The organism is Streptosporangium sp. NPDC000095, assembly GCF_042899335.1.
In the GTDB taxonomy this organism is placed as follows: Bacteria; Actinomycetota; Actinomycetes; order Streptosporangiales; family Streptosporangiaceae; genus Streptosporangium.
Window position 1 is genome coordinate 140,816 of sequence record NZ_JBIAZS010000013.1, and the last position, 25,275, is coordinate 166,090.

Annotated in this window: 21 protein-coding genes; 10 read left to right on the forward strand and 11 right to left on the reverse strand. The window is 70.9% G+C overall.

Annotated elements, in window-relative coordinates; all coding sequences use genetic code 11:
* Positions 1 to 48 precede the first annotated feature (48 nt).
* The 3 genes from ACFY3V_RS27025 to gatB all read left to right on the forward strand — a co-directional run bounded on the left by ACFY3V_RS27025 (position 49) and on the right by gatB (position 3,318).
* Positions 49 to 1,137: an AAA family ATPase gene (locus ACFY3V_RS27025; RefSeq protein WP_362899412.1), complete on the forward strand. Its 1,089-nt coding sequence runs from the start codon at positions 49 to 51 to the stop codon at positions 1,135 to 1,137.
* The gene (locus ACFY3V_RS27030; protein ID WP_389777326.1) at positions 1,134 to 1,703 is read left to right on the forward strand and encodes a hypothetical protein; all 570 of its coding nucleotides are present in this window, start codon (positions 1,134 to 1,136) and stop codon (positions 1,701 to 1,703) included. The genes ACFY3V_RS27025 and ACFY3V_RS27030 overlap by 4 nt, the downstream gene beginning before the upstream one ends.
* 109 nt (positions 1,704 to 1,812) lie before the next feature.
* Positions 1,813 to 3,318, forward strand: coding sequence for an Asp-tRNA(Asn)/Glu-tRNA(Gln) amidotransferase subunit GatB (gene gatB, locus ACFY3V_RS27035; protein WP_389777329.1), 1,506 nt, complete (start codon positions 1,813 to 1,815; stop codon positions 3,316 to 3,318).
* 245 nt (positions 3,319 to 3,563) lie between these two features.
* On the opposite strand, the gene ACFY3V_RS27040 is transcribed toward gatB, so the two are convergent.
* The 7 genes from ACFY3V_RS27040 to ACFY3V_RS27070 form a co-directional block, all read right to left on the reverse strand.
* Positions 3,564 to 5,129, reverse strand: a complete 1,566-nt coding sequence (locus ACFY3V_RS27040) for a hypothetical protein (RefSeq protein ID WP_389777332.1) — start codon at positions 5,127 to 5,129, stop codon at positions 3,564 to 3,566.
* 187 nt (positions 5,130 to 5,316) lie between these two features.
* Positions 5,317 to 5,628 carry a DUF4352 domain-containing protein gene (locus ACFY3V_RS27045; RefSeq protein ID WP_350947609.1) on the reverse strand — a complete coding sequence of 104 codons (312 nt, stop codon included), beginning with the start codon at positions 5,626 to 5,628 and terminating at the stop codon, positions 5,317 to 5,319.
* Between the two features lie 99 nt (positions 5,629 to 5,727).
* Positions 5,728 to 7,866: a peptidase domain-containing ABC transporter gene (locus ACFY3V_RS27050; RefSeq protein WP_389777336.1), complete on the reverse strand. Its 2,139-nt coding sequence runs from the start codon at positions 7,864 to 7,866 to the stop codon at positions 5,728 to 5,730.
* Positions 7,863 to 8,381, reverse strand: coding sequence for a hypothetical protein (locus tag ACFY3V_RS27055; protein ID WP_389777339.1), 519 nt, complete (start codon positions 8,379 to 8,381; stop codon positions 7,863 to 7,865). Before ACFY3V_RS27055 ends, ACFY3V_RS27050 begins: the two co-directional genes overlap by 4 nt.
* The gene (locus ACFY3V_RS27060) at positions 8,366 to 9,370 is read right to left on the reverse strand and encodes a TIGR04500 family putative peptide maturation system protein (protein WP_362899419.1); all 1,005 of its coding nucleotides are present in this window, start codon (positions 9,368 to 9,370) and stop codon (positions 8,366 to 8,368) included. The genes ACFY3V_RS27055 and ACFY3V_RS27060 overlap by 16 nt, the downstream gene beginning before the upstream one ends.
* The gene (locus tag ACFY3V_RS27065) at positions 9,367 to 10,389 is read right to left on the reverse strand and encodes an MvdC/MvdD family ATP grasp protein (RefSeq protein ID WP_389777343.1); all 1,023 of its coding nucleotides are present in this window, start codon (positions 10,387 to 10,389) and stop codon (positions 9,367 to 9,369) included. The genes ACFY3V_RS27060 and ACFY3V_RS27065 overlap by 4 nt, the downstream gene beginning before the upstream one ends.
* 154 nt (positions 10,390 to 10,543) lie before the next feature.
* Positions 10,544 to 10,681, reverse strand: a complete 138-nt coding sequence (locus ACFY3V_RS27070) for a putative ATP-grasp target RiPP (protein WP_350947614.1) — start codon at positions 10,679 to 10,681, stop codon at positions 10,544 to 10,546.
* Positions 10,682 to 11,094: 413 nt separating this feature from the next.
* On the opposite strand from ACFY3V_RS27070, the gene ACFY3V_RS27075 reads away from it, so the two are divergent.
* Positions 11,095 to 11,478, forward strand: a complete 384-nt coding sequence (locus tag ACFY3V_RS27075; protein ID WP_350947615.1) for an SH3 domain-containing protein — start codon at positions 11,095 to 11,097, stop codon at positions 11,476 to 11,478.
* A gap of 123 nt (positions 11,479 to 11,601) precedes the next feature.
* Here the strand turns inward: ACFY3V_RS27075 and ACFY3V_RS27080 are convergent, their stop codons facing one another.
* Positions 11,602 to 12,333, reverse strand: a complete 732-nt coding sequence (locus tag ACFY3V_RS27080; protein WP_389777347.1) for an SDR family NAD(P)-dependent oxidoreductase — start codon at positions 12,331 to 12,333, stop codon at positions 11,602 to 11,604.
* A gap of 83 nt (positions 12,334 to 12,416) precedes the next feature.
* Here ACFY3V_RS27080 and ACFY3V_RS27085 point away from each other — a divergent pair, with 83 nt between their 5' ends.
* Complete coding sequence (locus ACFY3V_RS27085) at positions 12,417 to 12,998, forward strand: TetR/AcrR family transcriptional regulator (RefSeq protein ID WP_389777350.1); 582 nt, start codon at positions 12,417 to 12,419, stop codon at positions 12,996 to 12,998.
* 158 nt (positions 12,999 to 13,156) lie between these two features.
* Here ACFY3V_RS27085 and ACFY3V_RS27090 read toward each other — a convergent pair whose 3' ends face one another.
* Genes ACFY3V_RS27090 through ACFY3V_RS27100 form a run of 3 tightly spaced genes read right to left on the reverse strand, consistent with a single transcriptional unit; the run spans position 13,157 to position 16,326 of the window.
* Positions 13,157 to 14,650 (reverse strand): tripartite tricarboxylate transporter permease, encoded by a 1,494-nt coding sequence (locus ACFY3V_RS27090; protein WP_389777353.1) that lies wholly within the window; start codon positions 14,648 to 14,650, stop codon positions 13,157 to 13,159.
* Entirely contained in the window at positions 14,651 to 15,361 is a 711-nt protein-coding gene (locus tag ACFY3V_RS27095) for a tripartite tricarboxylate transporter TctB family protein (RefSeq protein ID WP_389777356.1), read from the reverse strand. It lies immediately after the preceding gene.
* Positions 15,361 to 16,326: a tripartite tricarboxylate transporter substrate binding protein gene (locus tag ACFY3V_RS27100; protein WP_362899433.1), complete on the reverse strand. Its 966-nt coding sequence runs from the start codon at positions 16,324 to 16,326 to the stop codon at positions 15,361 to 15,363. The genes ACFY3V_RS27095 and ACFY3V_RS27100 overlap by 1 nt, the downstream gene beginning before the upstream one ends.
* Before the next feature lie 171 nt (positions 16,327 to 16,497).
* Between ACFY3V_RS27100 and ACFY3V_RS27105 the strand changes: the two genes are divergently transcribed.
* The 5 genes from ACFY3V_RS27105 to ACFY3V_RS27125 all read left to right on the forward strand — a co-directional run bounded on the left by ACFY3V_RS27105 (position 16,498) and on the right by ACFY3V_RS27125 (position 25,060).
* Entirely contained in the window at positions 16,498 to 18,198 is a 1,701-nt protein-coding gene (locus ACFY3V_RS27105; protein ID WP_389777359.1) for an ATP-binding protein, read from the forward strand.
* A gap of 14 nt (positions 18,199 to 18,212) precedes the next feature.
* Complete coding sequence (locus tag ACFY3V_RS27110; RefSeq protein WP_350947648.1) at positions 18,213 to 18,890, forward strand: response regulator; 678 nt, start codon at positions 18,213 to 18,215, stop codon at positions 18,888 to 18,890.
* Between the two features lie 378 nt (positions 18,891 to 19,268).
* Entirely contained in the window at positions 19,269 to 21,047 is a 1,779-nt protein-coding gene (locus tag ACFY3V_RS27115; protein WP_389777362.1) for a VanW family protein, read from the forward strand.
* An 84-nt stretch (positions 21,048 to 21,131) separates the two neighbouring features.
* Entirely contained in the window at positions 21,132 to 22,040 is a 909-nt protein-coding gene (locus ACFY3V_RS27120; RefSeq protein WP_389777365.1) for a 2-hydroxyacid dehydrogenase, read from the forward strand.
* A gap of 359 nt (positions 22,041 to 22,399) precedes the next feature.
* Entirely contained in the window at positions 22,400 to 25,060 is a 2,661-nt protein-coding gene (locus ACFY3V_RS27125; protein WP_389777368.1) for a putative bifunctional diguanylate cyclase/phosphodiesterase, read from the forward strand.
* Positions 25,061 to 25,275 lie beyond the last annotated feature (215 nt).

Here is a 25,275-nt window from a genome sequence, read left to right on the forward strand (position 1 = left end):
CCGGGATCGTGGGGCGAGGGGGAGACAGGTGACAGGGAGAACGGTGGCATGATCACTCGGATCGAGATCGACGGGTTCAAGTCCTTCTTGAGCTTCGATCTCGATGTGCCGCCCTTCCTCGCGCTGGTCGGTCCCAACGCGAGCGGCAAGTCGAACCTCTTCGACGCCGTGGGGTTCGTGGCGGCCGAGATCGAAGGTTCCGGGGGGCTGCTCGGGGCGACCCGAGGGCTGCCCGGGGAGCAGTTCCACCGGGTCGCCCACGGCTCGGCGGTGCCGGGGTTCGTCGTCTCGGTGGAGGCGCTGGTCACCCCGGAGCCGGGCTCCGTGGTCCCGGTCAGGTTCGACGTGGGCGCGGAGATGGTGCTGAAGATCCCCAGATCCAGCGGTGCCGTCGTCAGCCACGCGGTCCAGCGGATCCCCGAGGAGCTGCTGGAGCTCATGGTCGAGGACCCCGACCCGGAGGGCACGCCTCGCCGTACGGTCCAGTCGTGGCGGCGATACTCGCCGTCACCCGCGGCGATGCGCCGCCGGTGCCCCTCGGCCGACCGGGGGCCGCTCGCGGCCGACGGCGCGAACCTGGCCGCGGTGCTCGGGCGGATGGCGGGTACGGGGGCGCTGGCCGACCTCGCGGCCGATCTCGCCGGGGTGGTTCCCGACGTGATCGACCTGGTGCCGCGCGTCGAGCGCGGGGAGTGCTCCTTCGAGCTGCTCGTCGACGGCCAGGGAGCGGTTCCCGCAGCGCTGCTGTCCGACGGCACCCTGCGGATCCTCGGCCTTCTCACCGCCCTGCACGATCCCGACCACCCGGGCACGCTGCTGGTGGAGGAGATCGAGAACGGTGTCCACCCGGCCCGTCTCGGCGAGCTGCTCCGGCGGGTGCGCCGCCGGATCACCGTGCCCGGAGGTCCCGAGCCGTTGCGGCAGCTCATCCTCACCAGTCAGTCCCCGATCGTCGTCGCCGAGGTCTACCGGACCGAGCCGGACGCGCTCACGTTCCTCGACACCGCGGTCCGCGTCGACCCCGACAACGACCGGGTCTCGCGGGTGACCGTGGCCAAGTCGATCCAGCCGGACGGCGAGCCGGGAACGTTCGTCTCGCCCCGGCAGGTCCGCGAATACCTGGGAGCGGCGGCATGAGCAGCCGCCCCCTGGTGCCGGGACTCATCGCGGAAGGGGAGGTCGACGAGGGCTTCCTCGGCGTCCTGATCTCCAGGCAGCTGCGCGAGCTCACCTGGATGTCGCCGTACGCCGTGGACGTCGAGGCGACGGAGGTCGTCTCCTGTGACCGGGAGCACCTGGTCACCGCGCTGGAGGAGCTCGCGGCCGACTGCCACCTGCTCTTCACGCACGAAGACGAGCGGGAGCGCCGCCGCAGAGAGGGTGTCCGCTATCACTCGCACTACCTCGTGCCGGTGATAGGGATGGGCGAGACCGAAGGCTGGATGCTCGCCGACCCCGCCGCGTGGGCGAAACTGGAGGGCAGCGACCTCAGCAGGCTGCCCGCGCGACCTCGCGACGTCGAGAGGATCTCCGACCCCGCGGGGGTGCTGGCCACGACCGTCCCCCAGCGCGGCAAGCCCGCCCGCGACTACTTCGAGTACATAGGACGCAACATCGACCTCGCCGTTCTGGCCCAGGTGCCCGCCTACGCGAACTGGGTGGCCGAGACGAGGAACGCGTTGAAGGGACTTGGATATCTATGAACACAGGAGCGGTGAACGACAATGAGCGCTGAGAGAGCCCGACGCAGTGAGCGGAGTGGCGCGCGAGGGACGAGCGCTCCGCGTAGCGAGCGAGGAGCGGTGAACGACAATGAGCGCTGAGACGTTGATGCCGTACGACGAGGCGCTGGAGCGCTTCGAGCCGGTGCTCGGCCTGGAGACGCACGTCGAGCTGGGTACGGCGTCGAAGATGTTCTGCGGCTGCCCGACCGCGTTCGGCGCACCGCCGAACACGCACGTCTGCCCGGTCTGCCTGGCGCTGCCCGGCTCGCTGCCGACGGCGAACGCCGCCGCGATCGAGGCGACGATCCGCATCGGTCTCGCGCTCAACTGCTCCATCGCCGAGTGGTGCCGCTTCGCCCGGAAGAACTACTTCTATCCGGACATGCCGAAGAACTACCAGATCAGCCAGTACGACGAGCCGCTCTGCTTCGACGGCTACCTCGACGTCGAGGTCGACGGCAAGACCATCAGGATCGAGATCGAGCGCGTCCACCTGGAGGAGGACACCGGCAAGTCCACCCACGTGGGTGGCGCGACCGGCCGCATCCACGGCGCCGACTACTCGATCGTCGACTACAACCGGGCGGGCATCCCGCTGGTGGAGATCGTCACCAAGCCGATCCCGGGGACCGACAGGCTCGCCCCCGAGGTCGCCCGCGCCTACGGCACCGAGCTGCGTGAGCTGGTGCGCGGTCTCGGTGTCTCCGACGTGCGCATGGAGGAGGGCTCCATGCGCTTCGACGTGAACGTCTCCCTCATGCCGCGCGGCTCCTCGGAGTGGGGCACCCGCACCGAGACCAAGAACGTCAACTCGCTGCGCAGCGTCGAGCGTTCCGTACGGGGTGAGATCGAGCGTCAGGCCGCGATCCTGGCCGACGGCGGCCGGATCATCCAGGAGACCCGTCACTTCCACGAGAACACCGGCACCACCACCTCGGGACGGTCCAAGGAGGAGGCGCAGGACTACCGCTACTTCCCCGAGCCCGACCTGGTGCCGATCGCCCCCGACCCCGCGTGGGTCGCGACCCTCAAGGCCGCCCTGCCCGAGCTGCCGGGCGCGCGGCGCAAGCGGCTCCAGCAGGAGTGGGGCGTCTCCGACCTGGACATGGCCTCCATGCACAACGCCGACGCCATCTCCCTGGTCGAGGCGACGGTCGCCGCGGGCGCCCCGCCCGCGGACGCCCGCAAGTGGTGGATGGGTGAGCTGGCCCGCCGCGCCAACGAGGCCGGGCTCCCGCTGAGCGCGCTGAGCATCACCCCCGACCAGATCGCCAGGGTGTGCGCGATGGTCGCCGGGGGAGCGCTGAACGACAAGCTGGCCCGCCAGGTGCTTGAGGGCGTGCTGAACGGTGAGGGCTCGCCCGACGAGGTGGTGGCCGCCCGCGGCCTGCAGATCGTCAACGACGAGGGCGAGCTCATGGAGATCATCGACCAGGTCCTGGCGAGCAACGCCGACGCGGCCGACAAGGTCCGCAGCGGCAAGGTCGCCGCCGTCGGCGCCCTGGTCGGCGGTGTCATGAAGGCGAGCAGGGGCAAGGCCGACGCGGGCCGCGCCCGCGAGCTCATCCTGGAGCGCCTCGGCGTCTCCGGCTGACCGGGCGATCCGCGTGCGGGGTCTCCCGGAGGCTCACGCGACGGGCTGAGAGTGGCCCGCGCGTGAGGCTTCCGGGAGGCCCACGCGGAAGGTTCCGCGAGGAGCCCGCGCGCCGGCGTCCGGGAGGTGGCCGCCGGAGGTTCCGTGAAAAGACCGTGCGCCGGCGTCCGGGTGGGCGCGCCGGAGGTTCCACACGTCGGCCTTCGCCATGTGAGACGAACGCTCCGCCGAGCGGCTGACCAGCGTTAGTTTCGAAGGAAGTCGATCATCTCGGTTCTGGTCTTCTCGTGGGGTTCGACCGACGCCGCCTGCCGCAGCCAGTGTCTGGCCTCGTCTGGTACGGCTGAGCTCGGCCAGCCGGTCAGTGTGGCCAGGGCAGCGCGCCGGACTCTGGTGAGTCGGCCGCGCAGCGCCACGTCGATCAGTGTCAGTCCGATGCCGGGGAAGGCCTCCAGTCCGCCTACGACGGACTCCAGCGCTCGATCCGGCCGGTACTCCTTGCCGATGCCGCGGTGATCACCAGGCCCGTCGGCCAGATCGGCGAGGGGAAGGAGCCGTTCGGCCAGGTGTCCGAGTTGTTCGGCCTCCTCGGCGGTGGCGAGCCGGATGGCGTGGTACCAGGCGGACTCGTCCAGCGGATCGGTCTTCAGCCGGGCGATGATCTGCGGGACCACCCGCAGCCGAAGTCTGTCGGCAACCCACATCGCGTGGTGGAAATGGGCGTGGTGCGGGTCGGTCAGGCACTCCAGTACGAGGTCGTTCCACCGAGGTTGGGCGGTGAGTTCCTCGTAGCGGCGGCGGAGCCGCGCGATCGTGTCGGGCGGCCAGGGCGAATCGTCGTCGAGCTCGCGGAGGAAGGCCAGGATTCTCAGCGCGGCGTCCAGCCTGCCGATCGTGGCTCCCCGGTCGGCGAGGAGGTCGGCGAGGCGATGCATGGCCGGTACGGCGTCGGCGTAGTCGCTCATGTCCTCGGCCGGGCCGCCCAGGGCCAGGGCTGCCAGGATGTCCGCGGCGCCGTCCAGTAAGGCGTCGTCGATGTCCGGCTCCAGCAGGGCCGAGTACAGGTCACCGGTCGTGGCCGCGAGGTGGGCCAGGTATTCGTCCATGATCTCGTTGCGGAAGCCGTCGCGGAGCAACCAGGCCCTGATCTGTGGATCGTCGCACCCTTTGAGTCGTTCCACCGCGTGGATGCGGCCCCAGCCGCGCACTCGGCGGGCCAGTTCGTAGGTGGCGCGTTGGCGGTCGGGCTGGGTGCGCTGCAGGGCCACCACCGCGTACAGGGTGAGTTCCTCCAGTGTGCCGAGCAGGAGCAGCAGCTCGCGGTCCCGTTCGTCCCCACAGGCGCCGAGCAGCACAATGCCGATCTTGACGGCTTCACGGTGGGTGCCGTGCTCGGCCAGATGTCTGCCGACCGCGCCTATGCGGTCTCTGGGGAGTCGTAGTCGCCGGATTCGGTCGACGAGATCGTCGGCGATACCGAGCGCCGAAACGGCGCTTGACCGAGCATGCAGCCGTAGAAGATCGTCATGGGCGGGATCGCCGGTGACGATCCTGCCGAGCAGGTCGGCGATCTCGATGACGGCGTCGTCGTCGGACTCGATACCGAAGTGATGGCTCTGGATGCCGTCCATGACGACGCTGCTGATGAACGGTTCGTCGCCGGTGGGGCGGGGCTGGTCATCGGGGAGCCGGTCCGCGTCCTGCGGCCACGGGCCGGACCCGTAACGCAGGGACATCGCGAGGGCGTGAGCGAGGAAGGTGGGGCGCTCGTCGAGAGGATCGTCGCCCGGCTTCCACGTGCCGGGGTTCATCGGCTGGGGCGGTGGCCGCCCTTCCTGTAGGTCATGACCGCCATGATGACCTATCGGGGGCCCGGATCGCAATCACGGGCCGGCTCGCCCGGATCGACGGCGAGGACCGCGGCCAACCGCTCCCGTGCTGACAACGCGTTGGCGGACGCGCTGATCTCGCTGGGATCAGCGCGTTGTGAACGTATTTCTATTCGGTCAGCCACTCGCCCTTGTGGTCGGCGAATCCACTGTCCAGTGCGAACTGAAGCTTTTTGATTTTCATGGTCTTGGGGACCTCGAAGACGAGGACCCCCTTGCGGCTGTCGCCGCTGCTCATCGTGACCGATCCGGCGAACGAGACGCCTTCCTGTATATCGCCGTACGTTGTTCGGTATTGCTGGCCCTCGGTGTCGATCAACATGGCGCCGTTGGACGGGCTGCCCGGTGTTTTTGAGGATGAGTTGGACCGGATGTCCGCTCGGATGACGCGATCCGCGATTCTTCTGGCCTTCTTATGCATGCCGGGTGATCGAATACTCGACCGCAGGTTGGTAAGCGCCGTCCGTTCGGTTGCGTTATCTCGAAAATCGAGTCGGTTCGTGTCGTGCGGGGAGCGAAGTCAGGTGGGACTGCTCTGGGCGGTTACGAGTTCGGCGTACTTGCCGGCGGCGGCCATCAGTTCGTCGTGGGTGCCGCGCTCCACGACGCGTCCGGAGTCGATCACCAGGATCAGGTCGGCGTCCCTGATCGTGCTCAGCCGGTGGGCGATCACGATGCGGGTCTGGGTGAGCCAGAACAGGTTGGACTCGATGGTCGCCTCGGTGGCGCTGTCCAGGTTGCTGGTGGCCTCGTCGAGCAGCAGGATCTTCGGTCGCGGCAGGATCGCGCGGGCGAGCGAGAGCCGCTGACGCTGGCCGCCGGAGAGACCGCCGCCGTCGGTCAGCACCGTCTCGTACTTCATCGGCATGGCCATGATCTCCTCGTGCAGTGCCGCCACCTCGGCCGCGGCGACGACCCGCTCCAGGGGGGCGTCGGGGAGGTTCAGTGCGATGTTCTCCCTGATCGATCCGCTGAACAGGGAGGAGTCCTGGCCGACCACGCCGAACTGGCGGCGCAGGGTGCGCAGGTTGAGCTCGGAGGCCGGAACGCCGTCGTACAGGATCTCGCCCTCCACCGGGGTGTGCAGGGTGAGCAGCAGCCTGGCCAGCGTGCTCTTGCCGGAGCCCGAGGCGCCCACCAGCGCGACCTTCTGCCCGGGCCGGATGGAGACCGAGACGTCCCTCACCACCCACGGGCCGCGGGGGTCGTGCCGGAAGCTCACGCCGCGCAACTCCACCGCGCCGCGCAGCCGGAGCACCTCGATGCCTTCGCTGGGTTCGGGTTCCGAGGCCAGGATGTCGGAGAGCCGGTCGAAGTGCGCGCCCGCCTGCTGCAGGCTCTGCAGGCCGGTCATGAGCGAGCCCAGCGGGGTGAGGGCGCCGAGCGCGATGGCGTTGAGCGCGATCAGCGCGCCCACGGTCAGCTCCCCGTCGAGGACCCGCCAGGTGCCGAGCCACAGCAGGCCGAGCGGGGCGACCACCCGGATCGCGGACAGCGCGGCCTCCACCAGGCCCCGGGTGAGGCCGCTGCGCACGTCGGCGTTGAGCTGTTCGGTGAAGTGGGCCGACCACTGCTCAACCGCCCGGCTCTCGGCCCCGGATGCCTTCAGCGTCTCGATGCCGGTGATCGCCTGGATGAGGCTGCTCTGCGACGCGGAGTAGGCGGTCAGCTCCCGCTGGGTGAGGAGGTTGATCCGGCGGGTGGTGGCCAGCACCAGGAGCCCCTGAGCCACGACCACCCCGGTCAGGGCGAGCCCGAAGACGGGATCCCAGATGTAGACGAGCACGAGGTAGCCGATGGCGAGCGGGCCGTCCAGCAGCGCCGCCACGATCTGGCCGGTGAGGATGTCGCGCAGTGTGGAGACGCTGGCGGCCCTGGTCAGCAGGTCGCCCTTGCCGCGCTGCGCGAAGTACCGGTACGGCAGCGTCACCAGGTGGCCGATCACCCCCTCGGTGAGTTCCTGGTCGGCGCGGGCCCGTACCGCCACCAGCAGCGCCGCCCGCAGGTAGCCGATCACGAACTGGGCCACCCCGGCCAGCAGCACGGCCCCGCCGAGGAGGGGGAGCAGGTCCGCTCCCCGGGAAGGGATGACCTTGTCGATCAGCAGCTGGGAGAGCAGGGGCAGCGCCAGGCCCAGCAGTTGCAGCAGCAGCGAGGCGGCGATGACCTGCGCGAGCAGGCCGCGGCGGCGCCGGAACAGGGTGCGGACGAACTCGCGCCGCCAGGCGCTCGCCATCGAGGACGTGCCGCGATGGAACCCCTCGCCGGGTTCGAAGACCAGCAGTACGCCGGTGAACCCGGCGCCGAACTCCTCCGCGGTGAGGCGGCGGCGGCCCCGCCCGGGATCGACGAGGTCAACCCGGTCGGGTGACCAGCGCTCGACCACCACGAAGTGGTTGAACTCCCAGTGCGCGACCGCGGGCAGCGGCACACGCGCCAGGTCCTCGGGCGCGAGGGAGAAGGCACGCGCCTTCAGGCCGTGTTCGCGGGCGCCCTCCACGATGGCCTTGGCGCTCAGCCCGTCCCTGCCGACCTGCAGCCGTTCGGACACCTGGTGCAGCGTGGTGCGGTGGCCGTGGTGGCAGAGCACCATCGCCAGGCACGCCGCGCCGCACTCGGTGACGCTGTTCTGCAGCAGGACCGGTACGCGGTTCCTCATCCGCCCGCTCCCAGCACGAGCGTGATCAGCGTGGCACCGGCCGCGAGGACGGCGGCCACCACGATCCACAGCAGCAGGAACGACGGACCGCTGATCACCAGCGGCATCTTGGCGGCGGCGCGGGAGTCGGCGTGCCGGCGCAGCGCCTCCTCCCGGTAGATGGGCCGCCCGTGACCGCTCCCCGAGGGGGGACCGGCCGGTGTGGACGGCGTCGGCGCGGCGGGGCCGGCCGCGGAGGAGGGCACCCCGGGGCCGGTGGTGGCCGGGGGGCGCGTCCGGGGGTCGGTGGCGTCGGCGGTGGTGGAGGGCTGCGTCCGCGTCTCGGTGGCGTCGGCGGTTGCGGGAAAACGCGTTCGGGGGTCGTCGGCGTCGGCCGCGGGGTGCGGAGGGGAGGCGGGAGGGGCGTAGGGGGGCCGCGTACGGTACCCCTCGCTGTCCTCCCAGTGCCGCACCCGGTGCCGGCCAGGCGCCGGGACGGCCTGTGTGCTGTCCGGATCGATCACGACCAGTGCCACTCGATCGTGGCCGAGGCGCGACGTTCCGCCAGCCAGCGGGCGAACGCGGCGCGTCCGGCGGCGGCGAGGGTCTCGGCGTCGCCGGTGGCCGCGCTCCTGGACAGGACGGCTCCGGTCAGGAAGCCGCCGTCGGGCAGCTCCACCGGGCCGACGACCCGGCCGGGCGCCGCGCCGCGCAGTGCCTCGGGCAGATCCGTCTCCCAGCGGGTCGCGAAGGTCACCACCGTCTCCTCCGCCGACGTCCCCTCCCCGAACGAGGTCAGGGCGGAGAGGAGGTCGGTCGTGCCGGCGGCGGACACCTTCTCCTCGCCGGTGACCCACACGGCCCTGACCCGGGCGAAGGCGCCGGGGTTCGCGGCCAGGTGGCCCGGGGCGAGTTCCGCCTCCTTGTCCCGGCGGAAGCGGCGGCGGCGGGCGATCTCGGTGATGTACGCCTCGAACCGCTCGCCGGACATCCCGGCCTCGGTCATCCAGGCCAGGGTCGACGCGCGGTCGTGCAGCCCTCTGCTCCTGCGGAACTCGTCGGCCGTCGCCTGGAGGTCGGCGGCGGTGAGCGGCTCGGTGCCGGCGGCCTCTTCGGTGGCCTCGACGAGCAGGCACTGGTCGACGATCTCCTGGTACGGCGACGCGTCCCTCCGGGAGAGCGAGCGCAGCATGGTCAGCGCCTGGGGAACCGTCACGTCCACGTCGTTGACGCTGACCAGATACCCGGCCGCCCAGTGCGTCGAGTGGTCGATCAGCCAGGGCACCCCGTCCTCGGCAGGGGCGGTCAGTGCGACCGTGCCGCCCTCGGGATGGTCGAGGAGCAGGTCGTAGTCGACCACCGGGGTTCCGGGGCGCCGGTCGACGACGAGCTGTGCCCGGATCTCCGGGTGCCGCGCCGCCCACTCGCCGACGGCACGGTGGGCGTCGGCGACGCCCGCGTCGCGGCGGGGCAGCGTACGGAGCAGGGAGACCCCGGATCGCAGGGCCTGCGCGAAATCGGTCACGGTTTCTCTCCGTCCATGAGCCAGCCCGCGATCGCGTCGCTGACGGGCAGTCCGCTCCACAGTTCGACGAACCCCCACGCGCCGTTGGAGTTCAGCTCCAGGAAGACGTACTCGCCGCCGGGGGTGACGATGAGGTCCAGGGCCGCGTAGGTGAGGCCGACGTCGGCGACCAGCCGGGTGCAGCGCGACGCCACCTCGGCGGGCAGTTCGTGTACGCCGTACCTGACCCGGTCGTTGTCGTAGTGCCGCCAGTCGTCCCTCGCCGCCCGGGAGGCCGACGCGTCGATCTCCGCGGCGAACACGCGCTCTCCCACGACGATCACCCGCAGCTCGACCGCCTTGGGAACGTAGGGCTGCAGGATCACCGGCTCGTCCTGGAGGCGGTGCCGGGAGGTCAGGTGGCGGCGGGTGACCACGGTCGTGAACGCGCGGTGCTCGGCGCCGTCGACCTGGAACGGCTCGGCGGTGATCTGCTTGGCGACCAGCCGTTCCGCCGATTCGTACGCGCCCGCGAGTTCGGCGGGATCGTTGGTGTAGACCGTGTCGGGTACGGAGAAGCCCAGCTCGATCGCACGCGCCATGTGGAAGATCTTGTTGTGCGCGCGGCGTTCGTCCGCCCGGCGGCCGGGCAGCCAGCGCGCGGGCAGGAGGCTCCACACCCCGTCCAGCATGAACTCCGCCTGCCGGTCGACGTGCGCGCGGTGACTCGGCTCGGTCACGATGTCGGCCGCGGAGGGCGCGCTCGGACGGCTGCGCCAGACCGCGGTGATCCGGGACAGGTCGATCGTCTCCGCGCCGGTGTCCAGCAGCAGCCGTCGTTCCCCGCCGGCGAACGACACGGTGATCCGGCTGCGGCTCGGGAAGTCACCGGTGTCCCACCACAGCACGGGCGTCCCCGAGCAGGTCGCGGTGGTGTTCGCGTCGCCGTCCGCTCCCACCAGGTGAGCGCCGCGCCGCCGGAGTGCGGCCACGACCCTCTCGACCGCCCCGTCACCCCGCCTGCTGATGATCAGAATCACTGTCCGGTCCCGTCTCGAAGGCGCGGCGGAACGGGTCTCCCGTCCCACCGCGCCGTGTTCGTCCGATGCGCCCGTCCGCCGAAGGGTCCGGCCCGCCTCACCGGGGGGAAGGTCCCGTCGGTGGGCCGGCCCGATCAGCCGCTGGATCCGCGGACTAGTACTGCCACCACTCGCACGGCAGGTCCTTCTTCCACGCGCTGACCGACCACTTGCCGCCGGACACCTCGCCCAGCTCGGCCTCGGCGAGCTCGGCACCCTCGAAGGGCAGGTCGTCAATCGTGATCTTCGACATGATCATTCCTCTCGGCCGCGTCGTCGCGACCCCGGCTGGTCCTCCGGCCTCGGTGTCGAGAACCGGTCACCGGGTTGCCGCTTTCGGCCCCCGGTTCTACGGAGGAACCTAGGAACGATCACTTGTGGACCACTTGTGTTCCGCTTGGGAGCGCGAGGGGCCGGGCGCCGTGGCCGCCCGGAGCGAGGCCTGCGACGCGACCTGGACCGTCGGCGGGACCGGCCCGGTGACGGATGTCGAGGATCCTTCCGGTCGCCTGCGTGCCCTTAATCGGAAGGGCCTCTTTTATGTGGTAATTCACATTTCTGAAACTGAACAGGTGTTGACGAAATTCTTGATGGCTTGCACAGTAATCACTGCAGTCTCACCTTTAACTCCGGCATGACCTGACCTCACGATCGGAAGAACGTCCAATGAAAAAGCTTCTGGCATTCGCCGCCGCGACGTTGACGGCCGCCGCGGGGATGGCCGTTGCGGCCGTTCCCGCTCATGCGGACCCGGTGAGGAGCGCTTTCGTCCTGTCGGCGGCCCCGGGCGTGGACGCGGTGGTGGTGGCGGACGGGGTGCGCCTGCGATCGAGCGCGGGAGGCTCAACGGTCATCGGCTATCTCTACTACGGCGATTACGGGCAGATTCTCAACCCGAACTCGACGGGCGGCTGGTGTAACTTCCGGCTGGGCGCCAGGTCGGCCTCGGGATTGCCCTCCGGCACCACGGGATGGGTTTCGTGCAGCTATCTGGCGAGGGAGGACGGCTTGAAATTCAACGGACCGGCCGTCGACACCCTGCGGGAATAGCCTTTTCCCCGAACTTTCCCGGACAAGACCCGGCCGCCCGGCTCCCCACAACCGGGCGGCCGTTTCCCGTTTTCCCGTCACGGACCCGTCGTCTTCCCCGGCGCAGGCCCGGCGCGGGCCCGGTCAGGCCGTGGTGCCCGCGTCGACGGTGATGGTGGCGCCGGTGATGTTCCTGCCACCCTCTCCGGCCAGGTGCGCGACGGTGGCGGCGATGTCACCGGGGTCGCAGTAGCGGTCCAGGGCGGTGAGGCGCCGTTCCTCCTCCGCCTCGGGGGCGTCGGCGGGGTTCATCTCGGTGTCGGTCGAGCCGGGTTGGACGAGGTTGGCCGTGATGCCCCGCGGGCCGAGGTCCCTGGCGAGACCCTTCGTCAGGCCGACCAGCGCGGACTTGCTCATCGCGTAAAGGGTCCACCCCGGGTACGGCACGCGTTCGGCGAGGCTGCTGCCGATGCAGATGATCCGGCCGCCCGCGCCCATGTGCCGGGCGGCGGCCTGGGCCAGCACGAACGAGGCGCGCGAGTGGATCGCGAGGGTGCGGTCGACCTCGGCGAGCGTCACCTCCTCCAGGGGTCCGAACGGGGCGATGCCGGCATTGCTCACCACGATGTCGATCCGCCCGAACTCGGTGACGGTCCGTTCGACCGCGGCGACGAGCGCGTCCGCGTCGGTGGCCTCCGCCGCCACGGCGAGCCCGCGGGCGCCGGCGGCCTCGATCTCCTTGACGACCGCCGCCGCCCGCTCCGCCGAACGCGCGTACGTGATCGCCACGTCGGTGCCCTCCGTGGCGAGGCGTGCGGCGATGGCGGAGCCGATCCCACGGCTTCCCCCGGTGACGAGGGCGACCCTGCATGTCATGGTGTGCTCCTTAAACGGAATCAGTTCCGCTTAACCATAAAGCGGAACTGATTCCGCTTACAACCCTCCAGTAGCCTGTGATCGTGGACGTCGTCACGAATCCCCGCCGCGAACGGGTCGACGCGGCGCGCAACCGGGCGAAGATCCTCGCCGCGGCCGCCGGCATCGTCGCCGATCACGGCGTCGACGGGCTGTCGATGGCGGAGGTCGCCGCCGCCGCGGGGGTCGGGGTCGGCACGCTGTACCGCAGGTTCGGCGACCGCTCAGGGCTGGCGTACGCGCTCATCGACGAACGGGAACGCGAGTTCCAGGCGGCCTTCATCGAGGGACCGCCGCCGCTGGGGCCAGGGGCCGACGCGCCCGCCCGCATCCGCGGCTTCCTGCACGCCCTCGCCGACAGGACGGTGGAACAGCTGGACCTGCTGGTGATGGCCGAGACGGCGACACCGTTCGCCCGCTTCGGGGGCGCCTACGAGGCATACCACGCCCACCTGTCGATGCTCGTCACCCAGGCCGGCCCCGGCTCCGACGCCTACGTCCTCGCCGACGCCCTGCTCGCCCCGCTCGCCGCGCCGCTGCTCGCCCACCGCCTGCGCGAGCACGGGGTGACGGTCGAGCGCGTCAAGGCGGGGCTGGACGACCTGCTGGCCGCCTTCACCCCCTGAGCGCCCGGACGCCTTCCGACGGTCCGCGCGGGCGTACGCTCCGGGCGGAGACGGAGCGTACGCCCGCGCGACAGACGGGAGAACGGGGGCCGGAACGGAAACGGGCACGGACCTCCGTCCGTGCCCGCGTGTGCCGCACCCGGTGCGGCCGGTTCCGGTCAGGCGCCGCGGCGGGCGGCCACCTTCCTGACGAGGGGCGTGAACAACGCCAGAAGCGAGATGACCAGCAGCGTCGCCGCGATCGGGCTCCTGACCAGGACCGTCACGTCACCCGCGCCGATCGCGAGGGCCCGGCGGAGCTGGATCTCGGCCATCGGGCCCAGGATCAGGCCGATCACCGCCGGGGCCACCGGCAGGCCGAAGCGGCGCATCGCGAAACCGAGCATGCCCAGGATGTAGAGGATGACCAACTCCACCCAGGAGGAGTTCAGCGCGTAGACGCCGAGCGCCGCGAACAGCACGATCCCCGAGTAGAGGTAGGGCCGGGGGATCTGCAGCACCCGCGCCCAGAGCGGGGCGAGCGGCAGGTTGAGCACCAGCAGCATGGTGTTGCCCACGAACAGTGAGGCGATCATGCCCCAGACCAGCGCCGGGTTGTGGTCGAACAGCTGAGGGCCCGGCTGCAGCCCGTACTGCTGGAAGGCCGCGAGCAGGATCGCGGCCGTCGCCGAGGTGGGCAGGCCCAGCGTGAGCAGTGGGACGAGCGTGCCCGCCGCCGAGGCGTTGTTCGCGGCCTCGGGACCGGCGACCCCCTCGATCGCGCCCTTGCCGTACTCCTCGCGGGCGACCCCGCGCGCCAGCCGCTTCTCCACCGAGTACGACAGGAACGTGGGGATCTCCGCGCCGCCGCCGGGCAGCGCGCCGAACGGGAAGCCGAGCGCGGTGCCGCGCAGCCACGGCCGCCAGGAACGCGACCAGTCGGAGCGGCCGAGGAACGCCCGGCCGACCGGGATCACCTCCGGCCGGTCGTGCCGCAGCCGCGAGGCGACGTAGAGCACCTCGCCCATGGCGAAGAGCCCGACCGCGACGATCACCACGTCGATGCCGTCGAGCAGCTGGGGGACGCCCAGGGTGAGCCTGGCCTGCCCGGTCTGCTGGTCGATGCCGATGAGCCCGACGACCAGGCCGAGGCCGAGCGAGGCGAGCCCTCGTACGACGGAGCGGGACAGCACCGACGACACCGCGGTGAAGGCGAGGACGGCGAGCGCGAAGTAGTCCTCGGGGCCGAAGGAGATCGCGAAGTCCACCACCAGAGGCGCCGCGACGACCAGCAGCGTGGTGGCGATGGTGCCCGCGACGAACGAGCCGATCGCGGCCGTCGCCAGCGCCTGGGACGCCCGGCCGCGTTTGGCCATCTTGTTGCCCTCAAGGGCGGTGATCATCGAGGAGCTCTCGCCGGGCGTGTTGAGCAGGATCGAGGTGGTCGACCCGCCGTACATGCCGCCGTAGTAGATCCCGGCGAACATGATGAACGCGCTCTCCGGAGGGACGGTGAACGTGATCGGCAGCAGCAGCGCCACGGTCATGGCCGGGCCGATGCCGGGCAGCACGCCCACCAGCGTGCCCAGCGTGACGCCCACCAGCGCGTAGAGCAGGTTCACCGGGGTGAGCGCGGTCACGAAGCCGTCCAGCAACAGCCGCAGGGAGTCCACTCAGATCACCCCGGACAGCAGCCCGGCCGGCAGCGTCACGCTGAGGCCCTTGACGAACAGCAGGTAGGTGAGGAAGGACACCAGGATCGCGACGACCCCCGCGCGCAGCCGCCGGGTCGCCCCGAGGGTCACGGACAGGCCGAAGAAGAGCAGCGCACCCGCGATGATCCAGCCGAGCAGGTCGAGCAGCCCGGTGAAGGCCAGGAAGATCACGCTGACCAGCGCGACCGTACGCCAGTCCGCCCGCGCGGCCGAGTCCGCGTCCTCGCTGTCCTCGGCGTCCTCGGGGTCGCCGTGACCTCCCCTGAGCACGTCGATCACGTAGAACAGCCCGATCAGCAGCATCGCCCCCCCGACGAGGGCGGGGAAGAACCGGGGGCCGAGACCGAGGACGGAGCCCGCGGCGGTGACGTCGGCGGTACCGACGATCACGAACGCTCCCAGCGCGAGGACCAGCACCGCCAGCCCCAGCTCGGGCCGCCGCCACGACCACCCGGCCGCGGTCGCCACCCCGCCTCCCGAAGGCGAGCCGGAATCCAGGGTGGGATCGGGGCCGGAACCCGAGCCGGAACCCGAGCCGGAATCCAGGGCGGGATCGGCGCCGCCGTCGCCCACGCGGGTGACGGCGGCCGGTTCGGGTCCGGTGCCGGCCGTACCGGCACCGGTCGCGCCGGTGCCGGTACGGCCGGACGGGTCTTCCACGGGAGGCATCAGGAGACGAGGCCCATCTCCGCGATGATGCCCTTGACCTTGGTCTGCTCGGCCGCGAGGAAGTCGGCGAACGGCTGACCGGTCTGGAAGACGTCGGCCCACCCGTTCTTGAGCACCGCCTCCTTCCACGCGGAGGACTCGTGCATCTTGGTGACCAGGTCGGTGAGGCTCTTCTTCGCCTCGTCGTCCAGCCCGCCGGGCGCGACGAAGCCCCGCCAGTTGGCCAGCTCCACGTCCAGACCCCCCTCCTTGAGAGTGGGCGCGTCGACGTTGCCGAGCCGCGCCGGAGAGCTGACGCCGAGAGCGCGCAGCTTGCCGGACTTCACGTGCTCGGCGAACTCGCCGATGCCGGAGATCCCCATAGCGACCTTCTCGCCGAGCAGCGCGTTGAGCGCCTCGCCGCCGCCGGAGTGGGCGATGTAGTTGACCTGCCTGGGGTCGATGCCCGCGGCCTTGGCCATCAGGCCCGCCACGATGTGGTCGGTGCCCCCGGCGGAGCCGCCCGCGATGGCGATCTTCGTCGGATCCGCCTTCCACGCCGTCACCAGCTCGCCGAGCGTCTTGTACGGCGACCCCGCGGGGACCACGACGATCTCGTACTCCTCGGTGAGCTTCGCGATCGGCGTGGTGTCGGCGAGGGTGACCTTCGACTTGTTCTGCTCGATCGCGCCGACCATGACCAGGCCCATGGTCATCAGCAGGTCACCGTTGCCCTTCTCGCCCGCGAGCTGGGCCAGGCCGATGGTGCCGCCCGCGCCGGGCACGTTGTAGACCTCGATCTTGCGCGACGGCTCGGCGGTCTTGAGCGCCTCGCCGGCGACGCGGGAGGTCTGGTCCCAGCCGCCTCCGGGTGAGGCCGGAGCCATGATTCTCAGCGCGCTCGTTCCCGAGCCACCATCGGAACCGCAGGCGGTGAGGGCGGCGAGGGACAGCACCGCGAGGGCGGCCAGTCTCCGAAGTCGCATGGTCAGCTCCAAACAAACGTCAATAAAGCGTGGTGAGGATGCTGACCTCAGGAGGGCAGCCTGTCGATGCTTTGCGTGGTTGCCGTCGTATCGGTCGTATTGGTCACACGTCCTCGACCGCGCCGTTATCTCGGACTGCTTTCATCGAGGTCTCCGACCAGGAGTCAACTCGTGCGACGCTTACTCGACGCCTCGCTCGGCACCCAGCTCTTCGTGCTGCAGACCGTCATCGTGTTCCTCGCGGTCGCCGGCACGGCGGGTGTCTGGATGGAGCACACCCGCGCCCTGCTGGACCGTCAGTACCAGCAGCGTGCCCTGGCGATCGCCGAGTCGGTGGCCGGGCTTCCCCAGGTGCGCGAGGCGTTCGCCCTGCCCAGACCCGAGCTGAGCCTGCAGCCGATCGCGCTCGGGGTGCAGGCGGCGACCGGCGCCGACTACGTGGTGATCGCGAACCGCGACCAGATCCGCTACGCCCACCCCAACCCGAGCCTGATCGGCAAGAGGCTGTCCACCGACGGCTCGGAGATCCTCACGAACGGGCGGCGCTGGACCGGCGTCCAGACGGGCACCCTCGGCCGCTCGGTACGCGGCAAGGCCCCGATCTTCGACTCCTCGGGGCGGGTCATCGGCCTGGCCTCGGTCGGGATCCTGGAGGAGCGTCTCGCCGACCAGCTCGGCGAGGCGCTCCCGCCGCTGCTGTGGACGGTCCTCGCCGTCCTCGTCGCCGGGTCGGGCGCCGCCGCGCTGATCGTCCGGCGGGTACGCCGCCAGACGTTCGGCCTGGAACCGGGAGAGATCGCTGCCCTGCTCGAACAGCGCGAGGGCGTGTTGCACGGCGTCAAGGAGGGGGTGCTCGCCCTCGACCTCCAGGGAAGGGTCACGCTCGTCAACGACGCGGCGCGCGAACTGCTCGGCCTCTCCCGGCACGACGTCGGCCGGAGCCTGCGGGAGATGCCCCTGTCCGACCGGATGCGGGACGTGCTCGACGGGGTGGACCCCGGCGACGACAGGGTGGTGCTCCACCGAGACCGGGTGCTCGTACTCAACCGGACCCCGGTGGCGGTACGGGAACTGCAGAGCGGCTGGGTGGTCACCCTGCGGGACCGTACCGAACTGGTGCGCCTGACCCGCGAGCTCGACCGGGCCAGCACCACGACCGGCGCGCTGCGCGCGCAGGCCCACGAGTTCGCCAACCGGATGCACACCGTGGTCGGCCTGCTGGAACTCGGCGAGTACGAGACGGCCGTCAGCTACATCACCCAGACCACCGAGGCCTACAGCAGGCACGCCTCGGGCATCAGGGAGAAGGTCGCCGACCCGACGCTGGCCGCCCTGCTGCTGGCCAAGTCGGCCGAGGCGGCCGAGCGGGGCGCCACCCTGGTGCTGTCCGACGACTCCCGGGTGGAGGAGGGCATGCTCGGCGACCCGCACGACGCGGTCCTGGTCGTCGGCAACCTGGTCGCCAACGCCCTCGACGCGCTGCAGGAGACCGGCGGAACGGTGGAGGTCTCGGTCCGTACCGAGGCGGACGGGCTGCGCGTCCGGGTCGGCGACTCCGGTCCCGGGATCACCCCCGGCCTGGTCCACGAGGTGTTCAGGGAGGGCTTCACCACGAAGGCGGCCCACGCGGGACCGCGCGGCCTGGGCCTCGCCCTCACCCGCCAGACGTGCGCACGCCGGGGCGGCTGGGTGCGGGCGCACAACGCGGGCGGCGCCGTCTTCACCGCGCTCCTTCCCACCAGGGAGCCCGCCCCGCCCGCCGCGGAAGGAGCCCTCGGTGGGTGGGGCGATCGAGCGCGGCCGGCGCCCGCCCCGCCTCTCGCGGAAGGAGCGGGGGAATCCGCCTCCACGGAACGGAAGGTGCCGAGTTGACCGGGGACACGCACATGGGCGACATCCGCGTCCTGGTTGTGGACGACGACTTCATGGTGGCGAGGATCCACGGCGGCTACGTCACCAGGACGCCGGGCTTCACGGTCGCCGGTGTCGTCCACACCGGGGGCGCCGCGATCGCCTCGGCCGCGGCGCGCAGGCCCGACCTGGTGCTGCTCGACATCTACCTGCCGGACATGTCGGGACTCGACGTCCTGAGGAAGCTCAGGGGGGCCGCGCAACCGGTGGACATCCTGGTGATCACCGCCGCGCGCGACGTCACCACGGTCCGGGCGGCGATGCGCGGTGGCGCGGTCAACTACCTGATCAAGCCCTTCACCGCCCGCGCCCTGACCGAGCGCCTCGAACAGTACGCCGAGATCCGCAGACGGCTCGCCACCCTCGGGGACGAGGCCCGTCAGGACGAGGTCGACAGGCTCTTCGGCGCGGTCAGGGGGGTTCCGCCACCGCTGCCCAAAGGGCTGTCGGGCACCACGTGCTCCCTCGTCGCCGAGGCGCTCAGGGAGAGCGGCGGCGACCTGTCGGCGACCGAGACGGCGACGGTGACCGGTCTGTCCAGGGTGAGCGCCCGCCGGTATCTGGAACACCTGTGCGCGGTGGGCCAGGCGGAGCTCCGCCCGAAGTACGGCACGGCGGGAAGACCCGAGCATCGCTACCGATGGACAGGATGATTTGTTATTTCATTTTGGGCGGAGGCTGACCAATGTGGTTTAAGGTTGCCGGAGGTGGAAGCTGCGAAGCAGGAGGATGCGGAGGCCGTGCGGAACGCCGGAGCGTCTGTGGACCCACCGACGGACCCCTTTGAGGCAATGCCCCTTCCTTCACGCCCCGTACCACCGGGCGCCCGCGACCCGCGACGAGCTCCCGGCACTCAGGCCGCCCAACCCCAGGGGGGTTCGCGCCTTCCCCCCGGTGTCTCGCCCGACATCTTCGGCCCCACCGGCCACGGAGGATCTCCGGGTGCAGGAAGGCCCGGCCCCGGTGGTCAGTCCGCACCGTCCCGCGGGACGACGCTTCCCCCCGCGGCCCAGCCCCCGCAGCCCTGGCAGATGGCCACTCCGGAACGCCCCTTCCGGCGCGACGAGCCGACGCTCGTCCCCGGTGGCGACGGCGGGTTCCCGCAACCGGACGGGCTCCGCTACGAGGAGCCGCCTCCGCGTCGCCGCGGGGCCCGCAGGCTCTTCCTGATCGTTTTCGCCGTACTCTTCGTCGTCGCGCTCGCCTACGCGGTGCCCGCCGTCATCATGTCCGGAAAGATGCTGCCGGGCACCACCGTGCGGGGCATCGACATCGGCGGCCTGACCGCGACCGAGGCGGCCGACAAGCTCAGAGACCGTCTGTCGGGCAAGGCCGGCGAGAAGATGACCCTGCTGGCGGCGGGCAAGCGTTACGACTTCGACCCCGCGAAGTCGGGCCTGGAGTTCGACGTGGTCGCCACCATCGCCCAGGCGCCCAGCGGCTTTCCCAGCCCCGCCGAGGTCTGGCGGGCCTTCACCGGCACCACCGACCTGGAGCCCAAGGTCTCCTCCGACCTTGAGAAGATGAGAGCCGCGGTCGCCGGCCTGGCCAAGAAGGTCGATCTCAAGGTCCGTGAGGGCTCGGTCACGTTCGAAGGCGTCAAGCCCGTCGTCGTCACGCCCCGCGACGGCCGGGAGCTGGAGCGGGAGGCCGCGGTCGCCGCGATCACGAAGGCCTTCCTCGGCCCGGAGAAGGAGGTCCGCCTCCCGGTCTCGGTGATCAAGCCGATGGCCGGGGCGGAGACGGTCAAGCAGGCCGCGGCCAGTGCGCGGAAGGCGCTGTCGGGGCCGGTCACGCTGACCTTCGCCGGCAAGCAGACCCAGCTGCCGGTGGAGACCCTCGCCGCCCACCTGTCCTTCGAACCGGACAGCTCCGGCGGTATGAGCCCGAAGTTCGACGCCAAGAACGCCGTGGCCTCCGTGGAGGGGGACCTGATCGACTCGGCCCTCGCCCCCCGCGACCCCACGTTCCAGATCGTCGGAGGAAAGCCGAAGCTGGTGCCCGGACGCAAGGGCAAGGGCGTCGACGACGAGCGGCTCGCCACCGACGTGGCGAACATGGTCGCCCGTGACGGCGACCGGACGATCCCGGTCCTCCTCGCCACCGTCAAGCCGAGGATGTCCGACGCCGACGCGCGCAAGCTCGGCATCAAGGAGCGGATCAGCCAGTTCACCACCCCCTACACCTGCTGCCCGCCGCGGGTCACCAACATCAGGACGATCGCCAAGCTCCTGGACGGTCACCTGGTGAAGCCGGGTGAGACCTTCTCGCTCAACGGCGTCGTCGGCCAGCGCGACACGGCACGCGGCTTCGTCCCCGCCCCCATGATCCAGGGCGGCAGGCTGGTCGACTCGGTCGGCGGCGGCATCTCCCAGTTCGTCACCACCATGTACAACGCGGTGTTCTTCGGCGGCCTCGAGGACGTCCAGCACATGGCGCACGAGTTCTACATCTCCCGCTACCCGGCCGGACGCGAGTCCACGGTCTCCTGGCCCCAGCCCGACTTCCGCTGGAAGAACGACTCGCCGTACGGGGTGCTGGTGAAGACCTCCTACAACGACAGCGGGGTCACCGTCGCCTTCTGGAGCACCAAGCGTTACGAGATCGAGTCGATCTCCTCGGAGAGATACAACGTCACCCCGTTCAAGAGCGAGACCGACAGCGGCCCCACCTGCATCCCGATGGTCGGCCAGAACGGGTTCACGATCGATGTCTGGCGCGTCTTCAAGCAGGACGGCAAGGAGATCAAGCGCGTCAAGAAGACCACGGTCTACCGCCCCGAACTCGACCTGAAGTGCGTGTCCGAATAATCACGGTGCCGGCGCGTCCCGCACGGCCGGACGGTGCGGTCGTGAGGGGCGGCGCCACCGGCCGTACGGCTGGATAATGCGCACATGAAGATCTGGGTACCTTCCAAAGCCATCGCCGATGTCCTGTGTGATCTCCCGGAAGTGGAGTGCGTCGTCTACGACGGCACGGAGCCGGTGCCCGAGGGCGTGGAGGAGGCCGAGGTCTGGATCCCGCCGCTCACGCCGCTGGCGGATCTTCCCGGTCTGCTCGCCCGCATGACCGGCCTGCGGCTGCTGCAGACCGTCACCGCGGGTGTCGACGCCTACCGGCCGCACGTGCGGGAGGGGGTGACGCTGTGCAACGCCAGGGGGGTGCACGACGCGGGCACCGCCGAGTGGGCGGTGGGAGCCATGATCTCCGTGCTGCGGGAGTTTCCCGGGTTCGTCCACGCGCAGCGCGAGGGCGAGTGGACCTACCACCACACCGGGGTGCTGGCCGACTCCACGGTCCTGATCGTCGGCTACGGCTCGATCGGTGAGGCGCTGGAGCGGCGGCTCGACGGCTTCGAGGTCGACGTCGTCCGGGTGGCCAGGACCGCCAGGGCCGGTGTGCACGGCCTGGACGAGCTGCCGGGGCTGCTGCCGGAGGCGGACGTGGTGGTGCTGCTCGTCCCCTCGACGCCCGAGACCACCGGCATGGTGGACGCCGGGTTCCTGGCCGCGATGAGGGACGGCGCCCTCCTGGTGAACGCGGCCAGAGGCACGGTGGTCGACACGGACGCGCTCGTCGCCGAGCTGCGGGCGGGCCGGATCCTCGCCGCGCTCGACGTCACCGACCCCGAGCCGCTGCCGGAGGGCCACCCGCTGTGGACGGCGCCGGGGGTTCTCATCACCCCGCACGTCGCGGGCAGCACTCCGGCGTCCGTACGGCGCACGCTGAAGCTTCTGCGCTCCCAGCTGTTGCGTTACCTTGCGGGGGAGCCGCTCAAAAACGTGATCACGGGTTCGTACTGACGGGTGGGGCCCCTGTGGCAAGCCCTCGCTCCCAGCCGTCGCGTCACCTCGCGAGGGAGCCGCTCAAAGATGTGATCACGGGTTCGTACTGACCGGCAAAGGAATCCGGGCCGTGGCTGCCCCGTGACCTGCGGTGCGTACCGTCGGTAAAAGCGATCACCGTTGCTCGCGTGGTTATCAGATCGGTGACGACTACGGCGTTGTCACCACCCGCGCGGGTCGGACGGCACACACTGGCCCTGTGCCGGTACGAGCGCCGAGGACGAAGGACGACGCGCTCGCACCGGCAGCGCGGGCGCAGCGAGCAAGGGAAGCTGCGAAAGCGAAAAACACCAAACGACATTGATGGGCAGACGACATTGATCCGCTGGCGTGACCCCCGGGTACCGCTGACCGCCGCCGCCGCGGGCGTGGTGGGGCTCGTTGCCGCGCTCGTCAGCGGCGCTCCGGCCGTGGTCGTCGAGGCGGTGGCGGGCGTCGTCACCGCCGCGGCGGCCGCGGGCTCGCTGTTCGCCGCCGCCTCCAAAATCACCGACCGGCGCAGGGCGCTGGCCTGGCGCTGGCTGGCCGGAGGATCGCTCACCTGGCTGGCCGGGGTAGGGGTACGGCCGATCGCGGAAGGCACACCCTTCGTGGTGACCTTCGCCGACCTGGTGCTCCTGGCCGGTACGGCGATGCTCGCTGTCGGCACCGCGCTGTCGGCGGCCAGACCCGCGCGGGGGCACGCCCTGCTGCGTGACCTCGCCGACTCCTACGTGTGCGCCGCGGCCATCATGGTGATCGTCTGGGTGTCGCTGGTGGGTCCGCTCTACGGCACCGGCGGTGACGCGGGCGACGCCGCGGTCACCTTCGCCTCGCCGCTGTTCTGCCTGATCCTCGCCAGCGTCGTGGGCCCGGCCGTGGTGCCGATCCGGCGCTCGGCCTGGCCGGTCGGTCTCGCCGCGCTCGCCGTGCTCGCCGCGATCGCGACCTCCGAGACGATCACCGCGGTGGCCCGGGTGAACGGCGACACACCGTCCCTGACCTGGGTGTGGCTCGCCCCCGCCGCGTTCCTGGTGCTCGCCGCGGTCCCGTGGAGCGGGCCCGCGACGCGGTCTGTCGCGCCCAGGGACGACGAGCCGTTCGTCAGGGAGAGCACGTCCTCGCTGATCGCGGCGGTGCCGCTGTTCCTCGTGGGAGCGGCCACCGTCGTCGTGCTCCTGCGCGTGATCAGCGGCGGGGTGCAGGGCCCCCCGGCGGTCCTCGCCTCGGTGTGCGCGTCGATCGTCGCCGTCCTGGTGGTGCGCCTGTTCGTGATGCTGATGGAGACCGGGCGGATGCGGAGCCTGCTGCATCTCGGCGAGCGGCAGCTGCGGGACCTCGCGGAGAGCGCGGGGGACGTGGTCATGCTGTGCGGCTACGACGGCGTGGTGCGGGAGATCGGCGAGGGCGTCGAGATCACGTACGGCTACCGTCCTGACGACCTGGTCGGCCGGAAGATCTTCGACTACATCCACCCCGAGGACGTGCCGGGGATCCAGGCGGCGCTGAGCGCGATGAGCCTGGAGGAGGAGGCCGAGGAGGGGCCGGGCGCCTGCATGGTCGCCTGCCGGGTCCGGGCCTCCGACGGGACGTGGCGGCCCGCCGAGTCGGTGGCGACCCGGCACGTGCGCGGCGACGACCTGCTCCTCGTCACCACCCGCGACATCAGCGACCAGGAGGCCCTGCGCAGCCAGGTCGCCCACCTCACCTTCCACGACGGCATCACCGGCCTGCCCAACCGGGCCTACTTCGAGGAGCGCACCCGGGAGGTGCTGGCCCGTCCCGGCGCGAGCAACGTCGCCGTGGTCTTCCTGGACCTGGACGGCTTCACCGCGGTGAACGACTCGGTCGGCCACGCCAGCGGCGACTACCTGCTCGGTCAGGCGGCCCGCAGGCTCCGCGCCGCCGTACGGGCCGACGACACCCTGGCGCGCTGGGGCGGCGACGAGTTCGCGGTGCTGCTCGAGGCGCCGGTCGACGCCCAGACAGCGGTCGACCTGGCCGAGCTGCTGGTCCGTACGGTCTCGTCCGAGCCGTTCCGGGTCGCCGACCGCGACGTCGCGCTCACCGCGAGCGTCGGGGTGGCCTTCTCCACCGCGGACGTCTCCTCCGCCGACCTGATCCGCAACGCCGACGTGGCGATGGCGAGGGCGAAGGAGCTGGGCGGGCGCAGGGTCGAGGTGTTCGCCGCGCACATGCACGCCGACGTGGTACGACGCCTGGAGCTCGCCGCCGACCTGCAGCGGGCGCTGCTGGAGAACCAGTTCGCGATCGAGTACCAGCCGGTGGTCGATCTGGCCACCTCGCGCGTCACCGCCGTCGAGGCGCTGGTGCGCTGGTGCCGGGGCGGCGAGTTCGTCCCGCCCGAGCAGTTCCTCGGCCCGGCGGAGGACACCGGCCTGATCGTGCCGCTGAGCGAGTGGATCCTGCGCGAGTCCTGCAGGGAGGTGGCCGCCTGGCGTGCCTCCTCCTGGGAGATCGGGCTCTCGCTGAACCTCTCGGCCCGGCAGATCATGGCGCCGCGCTTCGTGGAGACCGTCGAGGCGGTCCTGGCCGAGAGCGAGCTGCCGCCCAGCGCGCTCACCCTGGAGGTCATCGAGGAGATGCTGGTCGAGGACGCGGAGGAGACCATCACCCGGCTCTCCGAGCTGCGTGCCCTCGGCGTCCGGCTCGCCATCGACGACTTCGGCACCGGGTACGCCTCGCTGGCGTTCCTGCGGCAGCTCCCGGTCGACATGATCAAGATCGACCCGTCCTTCGTGTCCGGGCTCGGCCGTGACGAGACGCTCACCCTGCTCACCCGGACGATCGTGCGGCTGGGGCACGACCTGGGGCTGATCGTGGTCGCCGAGGGCATCGAGCGGCCCGAGCAGCTGGAGTTGCTGCGCGAGATGGGCTGCACCCGCGGCCAGGGGTTCCTGGTGGCGCGCCCGATGGCCGCGCGCGGCGTCGACTCGCTGATCCGCACCAGCCTCTCCAGCCTCGGGTCTCCCGCGTGACCTCGCATCTCGGACTCTGAGATATGTGTCCCATGAATTTGACGCGGGGGTACTCCGTCGGCCATGGTGGAGCCATGCAGCTTCACCGTGGGATTCTCGTAGTACTTCGCCGGCGCGCGGGCCGATAGCGAATCACTACGACCTGCGCGCCGCCCCAGCTCCGCCGACCAGGCGGGATGGGGCATTTTTTATGCCATTAAGCATGTTCAGCCACA